General features: G+C 47.0%; 9 protein-coding genes. 4 read left to right on the forward strand and 5 right to left on the reverse strand.

Annotation, left to right across the window (positions count from 1 at the left end; genetic code table 11):
- Positions 1-40: 40 nt before the first annotated feature.
- A complete protein-coding gene (locus M3593_RS06455; protein ID WP_251544181.1) occupies positions 41-1,552 on the forward strand; it encodes a class I adenylate-forming enzyme family protein in 1,512 nt (503 codons plus the stop codon).
- Positions 1,553-1,643: 91 nt separating this feature from the next.
- On the opposite strand, the gene M3593_RS06460 is transcribed toward M3593_RS06455, so the two are convergent.
- Complete coding sequence (locus tag M3593_RS06460) at positions 1,644-2,798, reverse strand: MFS transporter (RefSeq protein WP_251544179.1); 1,155 nt, start codon at positions 2,796-2,798, stop codon at positions 1,644-1,646.
- Between the two features lie 370 nt (positions 2,799-3,168).
- Between M3593_RS06460 and addB the strand changes: the two genes are divergently transcribed.
- The 3 genes from addB to M3593_RS06475 all read left to right on the forward strand — a co-directional run bounded on the left by addB (position 3,169) and on the right by M3593_RS06475 (position 10,973).
- A complete protein-coding gene (addB, locus tag M3593_RS06465) occupies positions 3,169-6,744 on the forward strand; it encodes a helicase-exonuclease AddAB subunit AddB (RefSeq protein ID WP_144474489.1) in 3,576 nt (1,191 codons plus the stop codon).
- Between the two features lies 1 nt (position 6,745).
- On the forward strand, positions 6,746-10,528 hold the full coding sequence (gene addA, locus M3593_RS06470; RefSeq protein ID WP_251544231.1) for a helicase-exonuclease AddAB subunit AddA: 3,783 nt from the start codon (positions 6,746-6,748) through the stop codon (positions 10,526-10,528).
- A 136-nt stretch (positions 10,529-10,664) separates the two neighbouring features.
- Complete coding sequence (locus M3593_RS06475; protein ID WP_251544177.1) at positions 10,665-10,973, forward strand: HNH endonuclease; 309 nt, start codon at positions 10,665-10,667, stop codon at positions 10,971-10,973.
- Here the strand turns inward: M3593_RS06475 and M3593_RS06480 are convergent.
- The 4 genes from M3593_RS06480 to gerPC all read right to left on the reverse strand — a co-directional run bounded on the left by M3593_RS06480 (position 10,970) and on the right by gerPC (position 12,534).
- On the reverse strand, positions 10,970-11,188 hold the full coding sequence (locus M3593_RS06480) for a spore germination protein (RefSeq protein WP_023615349.1): 219 nt from the start codon (positions 11,186-11,188) through the stop codon (positions 10,970-10,972). The two genes, M3593_RS06475 and M3593_RS06480, sit on opposite strands and share 4 nt — an antisense overlap.
- Before the next feature lie 163 nt (positions 11,189-11,351).
- Positions 11,352-11,738: a spore germination protein GerPE gene (locus M3593_RS06485; RefSeq protein ID WP_313959694.1), complete on the reverse strand. Its 387-nt coding sequence runs from the start codon at positions 11,736-11,738 to the stop codon at positions 11,352-11,354.
- Entirely contained in the window at positions 11,735-11,920 is a 186-nt protein-coding gene (locus M3593_RS06490; RefSeq protein ID WP_144474491.1) for a spore gernimation protein GerPD, read from the reverse strand. Before M3593_RS06490 ends, M3593_RS06485 begins: the two co-directional genes overlap by 4 nt.
- Positions 11,917-12,534, reverse strand: coding sequence for a spore germination protein GerPC (gene gerPC / locus M3593_RS06495; protein ID WP_251544175.1), 618 nt, complete (start codon positions 12,532-12,534; stop codon positions 11,917-11,919). Before gerPC ends, M3593_RS06490 begins: the two co-directional genes overlap by 4 nt.
- Positions 12,535-12,562 lie beyond the last annotated feature (28 nt).

Raw genomic sequence — 12,562 nt, forward strand, 5'->3', positions numbered from 1 at the left:
TAAAATAAAACCCATCACGTCGAGAGAGGGAGAGATTGCGGTGAGGTGGGAGCTCGATTGGCTTGAATCAAGAGCGAGATTGACACCGGACGCTGCTGCGATTGCTGATGCCGGTACAGATCAGGAATGGTCGTTCAGGGAAGTCAATGAACGAGCCAGGGCGATTGCGGCATGGATGCAGGGAATTGGTGTCAAAAAAGGCGACAGGATTGCAACGCTTGCGCCCAACGGGGTCAGTTACTTCGATTTATTATTCGCCTGTGGGAAGATTGGTGCTATTTTTGTGCCTTTGAACTGGAGGCTGTCGGTGGATGAATTAGCCTTTATCATACAAGACAGTGAACCGGCGCTGCTGGCGTTCCATTCGAAATTCACAAAAGAAGTGACGATGGTCTGGGATCAAGCAGGCCAGTGCATCCAAATCAATGGTTCACACTATCAGGATTTGATTACTAGTCCGAAGCAAATCCAGCCTGTCGATCTGGATGAAGAAGACCCGCTGGCGATGATTTATACAGGAGGGACGACCGGAAAGCCAAAAGGTGCTGTTCTGTCACATCGAGCGATCATCTGGAACAGCATTTCGACCATTGCGAGCTGGAACCTGACAGATGAAGACAAGACGATCACCTATTTGCCTTTATTTCACACAGGCGGGCTGAATGCTCTGTCGATCCCCATCCTGATGGCAGGTGGGACCGTCGTGCTGGGGGATGAATTTACTCCTGAAAAAGCGATTGAATATTTGATCAGGCATAAATGTACGATCGTATTGTTTGTGCCGACGATGCACCACATGCTAGTAAAATCAAAAGAGTTCCAGCAAGCGGAATTCAGGGATATGAAATTGTTTTTATCTGGCGGGGCTCCGTGCCCGCTGGATATCTATGAAGCTTATAAAAAGAAAGGCCTGGCCTTCAAAGAGGGATACGGCCTGACGGAGGCTGGCCCGAATAATTTTTTCATCGATCCTTCAGATGCGGATGTCAAAAGAGGTTCGGTCGGCAAACCGATGTTATTCACCTGCATCAAGGTCATCAGAGACGATGGAAGTGAAGCGCCAGCCGGTGAAATCGGCGAGTTGGCGATCAGGGGCAAGCATGCCTTCTCGTATTATTGGAAAAATGACAGCGCGACTCAAAATGCCTGGAAAGATGGATGGCTCCACACCGGCGACCTTGCCAGACAAGATGAAGAAGGGTTTTTCTATATCGTCGGCAGGAAAAAGGAGATGATCATCACAGGCGGAGAGAATGTTTATCCCCTGGAAATCGAGCACTGGCTAAGCTCACATCCTTCCATCCTGGAAGCCGCGGTAATCGGTGTGCACGATGAAAAATGGGGTGAAGCCGTGACGGCATTCATCGTCCTTGAAAGAGAAGCAGCGTTAAGCGGAGATGGGGTAAAGGAATATTGCAGAAAAAAGCTGGCTGGCTATAAAGTGCCGAAACAGATCCACTTTATCACTCACATGCCAAAAACGCATGTCGGGAAAATTGACAAAAAGCTGTTAAAGGAAATGACTAGTAAAAATCAGAAGCCAGTCAGCTGAAAAAGGAATTTAATTTTATTAAAAAAACCTTTTGAGTAAAGCAACAGAATCAACTAAACTTCCTGCCATGAAATCACCAATCAAAAGCATTTCAGCCAGCATTCGCTGACTGGAATGCTTTTTCATTTACAAAAATACATAAAATGAAATTAAAAAGAAACAGAAGTGTCAATAACAGCATGACTCCGTGAAACGGTAATACAGCGGCGACTGGCGGAGCCAGGCTTGCACCGGTCAGCAGGATGAATGAATAAAGTGAAAGTGCCTTCGCCCGCTGACTGCTGCCGAAGGCCCCAATTAGTGTAATGACGGTGGGGATGACTAGTGAGATGGATGAAACAAAAAATATGGAGAGAATGATCAGGGCGCTGGCTGTGTGCAGGAACAGCAGGGTGAACGCACTCGTGGAGCCGATTGCCAGCCCGAACATCAGCGTCTTCAGTGCACCCCATCTGTCCATCAATGTCCCGGTGAATAGTGATAGGATGGCACCAATCAATCCTACCAGGCGGATCAGCAAAAGGTCAGATGCAGGTCCGGCAAAGAAACGGCCAATCGCATCGTAGAAGGCGATGATCGCAAACAGGAGCGAAAAGGTGATGATATAACACTTCATCAACCGCGGCTCTTTTAATAATTGAAAAAATATCATCCCCAGCGGTTTTCGTTCGAAGGGCTGTACCGGCGATTCTTTCAGCAGGAAAAAAGCAAAAGAAAACAGAATTAAATAAACGGCAGCAAAGAAATAGAAGACGGCATTCCAGGAAAAAGTTTCAGCCAGGAAGGCACTGGCGACCTGGCCGAAGATGCCGGCAATCAAAAAGCCAGTGTTGATCAGGACCACAAGGATGGTTCTCTGCCGGGCAGTGAACAGATCATATGAATAGGCAAAGGCAACCGAAGCAAATGTAGCCAGAGTCAAACCTTGCAGAGAACGAGTGATCCAAAGGCTGAGGGACCCGGCAGAAAAACCGACACCACAGGTGGCAATAGCGGAGGCCAGCAAACCGAACACGAGGATCTTCCTCCGGCCTGTATAATCCGATGCTGGTCCGAACGAGAGGAGACCGCAGGCATAAAGAAAGGTGAATAGCCCGCCTGCAAGAACAACATGAGATTCTGGTATCCTAAGGCTATCCGATACCACCGAATAAACGGGAATCAATGTATAGATATTGCTGGCGACCATAATGGCGCTCAGCGTCAGTAGGATGGAAGCTTTTTGAAAAAAGCTTATCGATTTCATTTTCATCACCTGCCACATACAATATATGCAGATTCCCCGTCCGATGATGGTTGTTCATTTGCACTCAAGAAGGTCATGCACTATGGGAAAAATTAACGGGCTCTTTGCTTCCAAATCGGCCTGTGAAAAAGGTATAATAGGATACATACAGAACAATTGTTTGGCAGACAAAAGGCGCATGTGAGAGAAGCGCCTTTTTCGACTTTAGCAGGTGGCTGATTTCATAGATTATTGCTTTTTTGAACATAGTACTTGGATCAACGATGGCTCCAATGTCCTTACAAATAAAAAACAGGCACAGTGCACGTCGTGAAAGCAAAAAAGTTAGGCTTGGAAGATTGTTATTTTACTAGAAGAAAGGGGAAGTCAGATGTCTGTACGTTTAGTACTGGGGCGCTCGGGCAGCGGGAAAACCGAGCTGATCATGAAGGAAATGAAGGACAGGCTTGTTTCGGATCCTCAAGGAGATCCGATTGTCTATCTTGTGCCGGAACAAATGTCTTTCCTGTCAGAATACAGATTATCCACAGATCCTGACCTTGGTGGAATGATCAGGGCACAGGTATACAGCTTCCCGCGCCTGGCGTGGAGAGTGCTTCAGGAAACGGGAGGATACATACGCCAGCATTTGGACAGCGTCGGGATCAGTATGATGATCCGCAAAATCATTGAAGACAAAAAAGAGGACCTGAAAATCTTCCAGAAAGCTGCGGATAAAAATGGTTTTATCCAGCAGATGGAGCAAATGCTGATCGAGTTCAAACGCTATGCCATCAATCCGGAAGAACTTGCCGGAAAAATGGCTGAAGGCTCCGGAGGAAACAAGGCATTACATGATAAGATCCACGACCTGGAGCTGGTTTATCGCCAGTTCGAAGATGAATTGTTTGGTAAATATATAGATTCCGAGGATTATTTCAAGCTGCTTGCCGAAAAGATCCCGGCTTCTGACTATCTGAAAAATGCGGAAGTATACATTGATGGTTTTTATAGTTTCACGCCGCTTGAACTCATGATCATTGATCAGCTGATTGCCTCCTCCAAAAGAGTGACAATCGCACTCCCGGTTGACAGGGATTTCAAGCATGAACAGCCTGATGAACTTCATTTATTCAGGCTGACAGGAGAGACCTGCCAAACACTCTATGACATGATAAGGACAAAAGGCTATGAGCTAGAAGATAATGTCGTGCTGTCTGAACAGCGGCGCTGGCAGGATGAATCCCTGAAGCATCTTGAAAGGGAATTCGATTCAAGGCCGGCTGTACCGTATTCAGGCGAGGCGTCAATCCATATCGCACAGGCAGCCAACAGACGTTCCGAGCTTGAAGGAGTTGCCAGAAAAATCATTGGCCTGGCACGGGATGATGGATACCGCTATCGCGATATCGCTGTCTTGATGAGGGGAAGCGAATACCGTGAAGTACTGGAAACCATTTTTGAAGACTACGGACTTCCATTCTTTATCGACCAGAAACGGAATATGCTCCACCATCCATTGATCGAGCTTGTCCGTTCAAGCCTGGAGACGGTCCTGGGGAACTGGCGGTATGAGCCGATTTTCCGGGCTGTAAAGACAGACCTGCTGTTCCCTGAGGGTGCTGACCTGAACAGGGTGCGTGAACAGATGGATATCCTGGAGAACTATGTGCTTGCATATGGGATCCAGGGAGATAAATGGACGAGAAAAGACCGCTGGAAATATCGGAGAATTCGGGGGCTCGAGTATGACAGTGTGGCCCAGACGGATGCTGAGAAGAAGATTGAACAGGAACTGAATGACTTGAAGCAGTTAATTACTTCACCGCTTCTGCGAATGGCCCGGCGCCTGAAACGTGCTGACACAGGCAGAAAGCTTTCTGAAGCGGTTTATCTCTTCCTGGAGGAGCTCGATATTCCCGCCAAGCTCGAAGCATGGAGAATATATGCGGAGCAGGAAGGAAGGCTGATTGACGCAAGGGAGCACGAGCAGGCCTGGAATGCCGTGATCAATCTCCTTGACCAGTTCGTCGAAATGCTGGGTGACAGCAAGGTGGCACCGAAGCAATTCGTTTCCATCCTTGATGCTGGTTTTGAGTCACTGAGGTTTTCGCTGATTCCTCCGGCAATTGACCAGGTACTGGTTGCCGACATAGAAAAAACAAGGCTTGCCGATGTAAAGGTGGCTTTTGTGATTGGCGTGAACGAAGGCATTCTTCCTGCCAAGATGACCGAGGAAGGAATTTTTGCGGATGACGACCGCGAGCTTTTGCAATCAAAAGGCTTGAAGCTTGCCCCGGGCAGCCGAACTAAGCTGCTGGATGAGAGTTTTACGGCTTATAAGGCTTTTGTGACGCCTTCGGAGCAGCTTTATATCAGTTATCCGATTGCCAATGAAGAGGGGAAAGCCCTGATGCCTTCTTCCTTCATCAAAAGGATTTCGGACTTGTTTCCAGGACATCAGACGCATTTCTTCCTGCCAGATCCTTCGGAATTGCCGGAAGCAGAGCAGCTTGAATATGCTGCCGGTGAAAATATTGCCTTATCCTATCTGACATCCCAGCTTCAGCTGAAGAAGCGGAATTATCCTGTCTATGATTTTTGGTGGGATGTGTACGATTATTATATGAAGAATCACCGCTGGGCAGATACAGCCCGGAAAGTTCTTTCCAGCCTGTTTTATGAAAACAGGACGAAACAGCTGTCTGAATCTGTCACGAAGGAATTGTATGGCGAGGAAATCCAGGCAAGTGTCTCCAGGATGGAACTATTCAACAGCTGTCCATTCTCGCATTATGTCCAGCATGGCTTGAAGCTGCGAGACCGGCAGATATTCCGGCTCGAGGCTCCGGATATCGGCGATCTTTTCCACGCGGCATTGAAGGAAATCGCTGAAACGGTGATGGAGCAAAACCTTAGCTGGGCCCAGCTTACAAGGGCACAGGCTGAAGAATTGGCAAGGGATGCTGTGCAAAAGCTTGCTCCAAAACTGCAGAATGAAATCCTGCTTAGCTCAAACAGGCATCATTATATCAGGCAAAAACTTCAGAACATCATCAGCCGCGCATCTCTCGTGTTGAGTGAGCATGCAAAAGTCAGCGGGTTCTCCCCAGTCGGCCTGGAACTCGGCTTCGGCCGGCAAGGTAAACTGCCTCCGCTGGGCTTTTCGCTGAAAAATGGCACAAAGATGGAGCTGATGGGCAGGATTGACCGTGTTGATAAAGCCGAGGATGACCATGGTGTATACCTGAGAGTGATTGATTACAAATCAAGCGTGAAGGATGTCAATCTGACAGAGGTGTATTACGGTGTGGCACTTCAGATGCTCACCTACCTGGATATCATTATCACCCATTCACCGCTTCTTGTCGGGAAGCAGGCTGACCCTGCAGGTGTACTCTATTTCCATGTGCACAACCCGATTGTCAATGCTTCAAAAATGCTGACGCTTGATGAAATTGAAGAGGAAATCCTTAAACGTTTTAAAATGAACGGATTGCTGCTAAGCGATGAGAATGTCATCCGGATGATGGACAAGGGGCTCGATACAGGCAGTTCACAGATCATCTCCGCGGGTTTTAAAAAAGATGGAAGCCTGCTGAAGAGCTCGAAGGTTGCCAGCCGTGAGGATTTTGACCATTTACGGCAATTTGTGCGCCATAAGTATGTGGAGACCGGCAACAGGATTGTCAGCGGAATTGTTGATGTTGCTCCATACAAACTCAAGGACCGGGCACCATGTACATTCTGCTCGTTCAAGCCGGTATGCCAGTTTGACCAGGCGGTTGAATCGAATGACTTCAGGAAGCTTCCTGTCATTAAAAAGGAAGACCTGCTGCAGTCGCTGAGACAAGACGAAAACTTGAAGGCCGATGATGGGCTGGCAGTCGATTCTGCAAGACTTGAAGAAATCAAGAAGTTCGGCCTACTGTCAGCAATAGGAGAGGAGGAAGAGGACCTTGGCTAGAATGAATATACCGCCAGTACCGGAAGGCGCGACATGGACGGAAGATCAGTGGAAGGCAATTATGGCCTCGGGGCAGGATATACTTGTCGCAGCGGCGGCCGGATCAGGTAAAACGGCTGTTCTTGTCGAGAGGATCATCAGGAAAATCACTTCGGAGAACTATCCTATTGACGTCGATGAGCTGCTCGTCGTAACGTTCACAAATGCTTCTGCGGCTGAAATGCGTCACAGGATTGGTGAAGCGCTTGAAAAAGCCATCAACAGCCACCCTGATTCAACACATCTGAAAAAGCAGCTGAGCCTGTTGAATCGAGCGTCCATTTCAACGCTCCATTCCTTTTGCCTTGAAGTCATCAGGAAATATTATTATCTGATTGATGTTGACCCTGGCTTCAGAATCGCGGATGAAACCGAGGGACAGCTTTTGCGGGACGAAGTGATTGAAGATCTTTTTGAAGAAGAATACGGCAAAACAGATAATCAGCCTTTTTTCAATCTGGTGGATGCGTTCACGAATGACCGCAGCGATGAAGGGTTGAAGGACATCATCACTGACCTGTTTGATTTTGCCAGATCCAATCCTTCCCCTGATGCGTATCTTGATTCCATCGTATCCATGTACGAAGCAGCAGGCAGCATTGCGATCGAGCACTTGCCGTTTATGAAAGTACTTATCTCAGATATCGAGCTGCAGCTTCAGGGGGCAAAACAGCTTCTCGAAAAAGCGCTGGACATTTCCAGGATGCCGGGCGGACCGGCACCACGGGCTGTCAATTTTACAGAAGATCTTCATGTGATCGACACATTGCTGGCTGCCAGTGAACAAACCTGGGGAGATTTGCATGAAGCGATACAGCTTGCTGATTTTGGGAGGGCAAAGACATGTCGCGGCGATGATTACAATAAGGATCTAGTCGATAAAGCCGCCAAGCTCAGGGACCGTGCAAAGAAAATTGTCCAGGATTTAAGAAGTGAACTATTTTCCAGAAAACCAGAAAGCTTCCTGAAGGATATGCAGGAAATGAAACCGTTGATCGCCGTGCTGATTGACCTCGTGAAAGAATTTTCGCACAGGTTTGGAGAAGTGAAGCAGGAACGTGGTCTCGTGGATTTTTCAGACCTTGAGCATTACACACTTGAGATATTGACTGCAAAGACTGATGATGGAAATGTATCTCCTGTATCGCCTTCCGAAGCTGCACTGGCCTACCGCAATAAATTCAAGGAAGTGCTGGTTGATGAATACCAGGACACGAATATGGTCCAGGAAGCCATCCTCCAGCTGGTAACGCCAGAAGGAGAGGCAGCCGGGAATCTGTTCATGGTTGGGGACGTAAAACAATCGATCTACAAATTCCGTCTTGCTGAACCAAACCTTTTCCTCGGAAAGTACAACAGGTTCACGGCTGAGGGTGAAGGAACTGGCCTGAAAATTGATCTTGCGAAGAATTTCAGGAGCCGAAGCGAAGTACTGGACGGCACCAATTATTTATTCAAACAAATCATGGGCGTAAAAGTCGGTGAAATCCATTACGATGATAATGCTGAATTGAAAAAAGGGGCTCCCTATCCTGAGGATGATTCCTTCCCAGTCGAGCTCCTGTTGATTGATAAGGGAGAAGGTGCTTCAACAGACTATGATTCCCCAGAATTGAATGAGTCAGCTGATACTGAATTCGATGCTGAAGACCTTGAACAGTCCCAGCTCGAAGCAAGGCTGATGGCCAAGCATATCAAGGATATGGTTGAAGAGCGCCGGGGTGTGTATAATCCCAAAACAAAAACATCCAAACCCGTCAATTATCGCGATATCGTCATCCTTCTTCGCTCAATGACTTGGGCTCCTCAAATCATGGAGGAATTCAAGCAGCAGGGAATCCCGATTTACGCGAATTTGTCGACTGGCTATTTCCAGGCGACAGAGGTCGCGGTCATGCTTTCTTTGCTGAAAGTAATCGACAACCCTTATCAGGATATCCCGCTTGCCGCTGTATTGAGGTCACCGATCGTCGGCCTGGACGAAGAAGAACTAGCCATCATCAGGATCAGCCAGAAAAGAGGTTCGTTCTATGAGGCGTTGACGGAATTCTGTCTCCACAAGCCGACAATAGAAAATGAAGCTCTTCATGAAAAGACGAGTCGTTTCTTTGAAGGCTTGAAAAAATGGAGAACGGCTGCAAGACAAGGATCTGTTTCTGATTTAATCTGGCAATTATACAGGGAGACGAGGTTCTTCGATTTTGCAGGCGGGATGCCAGGCGGAAAACAACGCCAGGCTAATCTCAGAGCGCTTTATGATCGCGCAAGACAATATGAAGCGACGAGCTTCCGCGGCTTGTTCCGCTTTTTGCGCTTCATTGAACGGATGAGGGAGCGTGGCGATGATCTTGGCGCGGCAAGGGCGCTGGGAGAACAGGAGGATGTCGTCAGGATCATGACGATCCACAGCAGCAAAGGGCTGGAATTCCCAGTAGTTTTCGTAGCGGGACTTGCCCGGAATTTCAATACGATGGACTTGAAAAAATTCTATATGCTTGATAAAGAATTTGGCTTTGCTGTTAAGTACATCAACCCTGAGAAGCGAATTTCGTTTCCATCTTTGCCGCAATTGGCGTTCAAACGCAAGCATAAGATGGAAATGCTTTCTGAAGAGATGCGTGTCCTCTATGTTGCCTTGACACGGGCAAAAGAAAAGCTCTACCTGATCGGTTCTGTGAAGGATGCAGATAAAACGATCAGCAAGTGGCAGGACGAAGCAAGCCATCCGGAATGGCTCCTTGATGAATATTTAAGGGCATCGGCATCAGGCTATATTGACTGGATAGGGCCAGCTGTTATCCGTCATAAGGATTGTGAGTCGATCAGGGGAAGCCAGGCAATCCTGCATCCTGCACTCGACGAAGAGATTAACTGTCATCCATCCCGCTGGAAAATCGCAACGATTAACGCAGAGGAAATCATTTCATATGCCGATGAGAAAGACGAAGAGCGCGAGAGCCTGATGGATCTTGTCGCAGCTGGCCAGGCTGTAAACCAGGTTTCGGAACTGGCTGATAAGGTCAATGAACAGCTTTCATGGAAATATCACTTTAAGGAAGCGGCCAATCACCGTTCGAAACAGTCTGTAACCGAGCTGAAGAGAAACCACGAAACAAGGGATGAGGAGAGCGGGACACAGATCGTCCGCCGGTTTACGAAGCCAATCCTTAACAGGCCAAGGTTCATGCAGGAAAAAAAACTCACCCCTGCAGAACGGGGAACCGCGATGCATATGGTCATGCAGCATATCGATCTTTCCAGGCCGATTACAGAGTTAAGCCTTGAATCACAGCTGGAGCAAATGGTCGAGAATGAGCTGCTGTTCCCGGAACAGAAGGAGGCAGTCGATCAAAAATGGATTCTTGCCTTTTTTGATACTGAGATCGGCCAGCGACTCCTTGGAGCAAACAAGGTCAGCCGCGAGGTTCCATTTTATCTCTCATTACCGGCAAAAGAGGTTTACCCTGATTGGCAGGGAGAAAATGAGCCGATTTTTATCCAGGGGGTCATCGACTGTATTTTCGAGGATGAGACAGGGACAGTCCTGCTTGACTTCAAGACAGATGGCATCCATGACCGCTATAAAGGCGGGTTCGAACAGGCAAAACCGATTTTGGAAGAGCGTTATCGAATCCAGATCAGCCTGTATGCAAAGGCGATTCAACAAGTATGGAAAAAGCCAGTTGAAGAGAAATATTTATATTTCTTTGATGGCGGACATCTTCTGGAAATGGATCAGTTCTAAATTAAAGGAATCGGTTGATTGTTCACACAATCCTTGCCGATTCCTTTTTTGTAGCGTATGGGACAGGTGCACAACTGATTAAGAAAATCCATGAAGGGGAAATTACCAACAGGGCTTGTTGAAGGAGGGATTGTAAATGGCAAAGAAAAGCCATATCAACACTTGTGAACTATGCGGCAGGAATGAGGTCGAGGTCACGGTCCATCATCTGACACCAAGGGAAAGGGGCGGAGCCTTCATGCCAACTGCCAGCCTTTGCATTCCTTGCCACAAACAGATACATGCTTTATTCACAAATGAGGAGCTGGCTACGGGATTGAATAGTATTGAATTGCTCCGCTTACATCCTGAACTGCAAAAATTCCTGAAATGGATAAAAAAGCAGCCCTCTACAAGGCTGCCGAGAATTTCAAAATCAAATGCTCGAAAACGTAAAAAGCGCTAGTTATTTCCTACTGTCGGCTGGTCGATCAGGTTGGCATCAAGGACATTACTGGCGCTAAGTCCGTTATTCGTAACAATGAAACCACCAGTATTGAAACCACCCTGCCCAGCGACTGTTTTTGAATTACTTTTTGGCGAGATGAACAGTGTGTCGCCAAACTGCACCGTCCCGCCGCCTACATTCAAGATTTGGACTGGACCTATGATTGCTGGCATTGAAAACATCCTTTTCTGCTATTCTTTTGGGCGATATACATAAAAAGTTGCGGCTAGTTAGCCAAATTCAGAGTCATTAAAAAAATGCGCTGCCCAAAAGTCAATATACGAACGGTAGAATGGCCTAAGAGTACATCAGCCTTGATAAAACAATATGCATGCATCAACGATTTTGTTCGGGGCGCGGCAGGAGATGCCGGATGTGCTTGACCCTTGCCTCCATAGAAACATTGCAGGTATTCCCAAGATGCACCACTGAAGAAGACGATACACCCAGTATATTGATACTCCGCACCTTTAAGACAGGATTAACATTATGAGTAGAACTATTTATGGTTTCAACATCCGGTTGAAATGTAATGGGCTCAGAAAAAATGGGGTAGGCACTAAATGCGCCTTCATTCTCATAAAATACTTCACGCTCTCTTTGGACTGCCAGAGCTCTGGAAAATGCCTGGATCTGCTGGGAATCACCTATTTGGAACACTGAAGAAAATATTACTGAATCTATTTTTATTCTATCAACACTAGCGATTCTTTGAAGCATCATCGTCCAGCTTCCGGCGAAAGAGGGACGAACGGCCCGATTATCAGTGACTCTGCAGGAGTATCGAATGTGGATGCCAAATTGATGGTATCTGCATCCCCGACCATTAGCAGCGAGGAACTTGAAACGCCAAGGATTCTGATGTCGCCAACGCAAATATCCCGGTTATAGACTTGAAAATTCATTCTGAACGACCTTCCTTTACATTATCTGGCAGGTTTTTGAGGAAGAGGAATACACCATTCTGAATCTCCTGCTTTAGCAGGTCAATCACTTGATTATTCATCTCCGGGCTTATTACCGTCCCATTCTCACCGGAGGACCTTTCCTTTAAATGTGCCGCCACTCTGCCAGACAACTGTTTTCTGATATCTTCTTTTATAAAAGTGAAATAAGAATCATCTACATTGATCCCCAGCTTCGCTTGAGCATCGCGATAGATACCCTCTAAATCCGTTTCAAGGTATTTGTACAGTGCTGTTTCAATTTCGATTGTCCTCTTAAACAGCTGTTTTCCAGGAGTAGGTACATTAACCGCTTTTTGATCTACCGAAAAATCCTCAATTCCATCCAGTTCACTCGGGTTCAAGCCAATATTCAAAGTCCCTTCAAGAGTTTCTACCTTCAACTGGTCGAATTTGTACTCGATATTTCCAATTTGGACTGGAGGCCGATCCTTCAATGCTGCAACTTCTTGCTGCAAATCCATGGCCATTTTTTCCAATTTGGATATCTTTTTGCTTTGGTGCTGTACATATAAATGCAGCTTTTTAACATATTCATAAAATTCAGCATTCAAACGAATCACCTCGCCTCGAACCAGTTTT

Origin of the sequence: Mesobacillus sp. MER 48 (genome assembly GCF_023714225.1) — a bacterium.
GTDB classification, from domain to species: domain Bacteria; phylum Bacillota; class Bacilli; order Bacillales; family Cytobacillaceae; genus Mesobacillus; species Mesobacillus oceanisediminis_A.

Excerpts from the sequence above, each read along its gene's own strand:
- M3593_RS06485 (WP_313959694.1), bottom strand. The coding sequence starts at position 11,738 with ATGATGCTTCAAAGAATCGCTAGTGTTGATAGAATAAAAATAGATTCA.
- M3593_RS06460 (WP_251544179.1), bottom strand. The coding sequence starts at position 2,798 with ATGAAATCGATAAGCTTTTTTCAAAAAGCTTCCATCCTACTGACGCTG.
- M3593_RS06480 (WP_023615349.1), bottom strand. The coding sequence starts at position 11,188 with ATGCCAGCAATCATAGGTCCAGTCCAAATCTTGAATGTAGGCGGCGGG.
- addA (WP_251544231.1), top strand. The coding sequence starts at position 6,746 with ATGAATATACCGCCAGTACCGGAAGGCGCGACATGGACGGAAGATCAG.
- M3593_RS06475 (WP_251544177.1), top strand. The coding sequence starts at position 10,665 with ATGGCAAAGAAAAGCCATATCAACACTTGTGAACTATGCGGCAGGAAT.
- addB (WP_144474489.1), top strand. The coding sequence starts at position 3,169 with ATGTCTGTACGTTTAGTACTGGGGCGCTCGGGCAGCGGGAAAACCGAG.
- M3593_RS06490 (WP_144474491.1), bottom strand. The coding sequence starts at position 11,920 with ATGAATTTTCAAGTCTATAACCGGGATATTTGCGTTGGCGACATCAGA.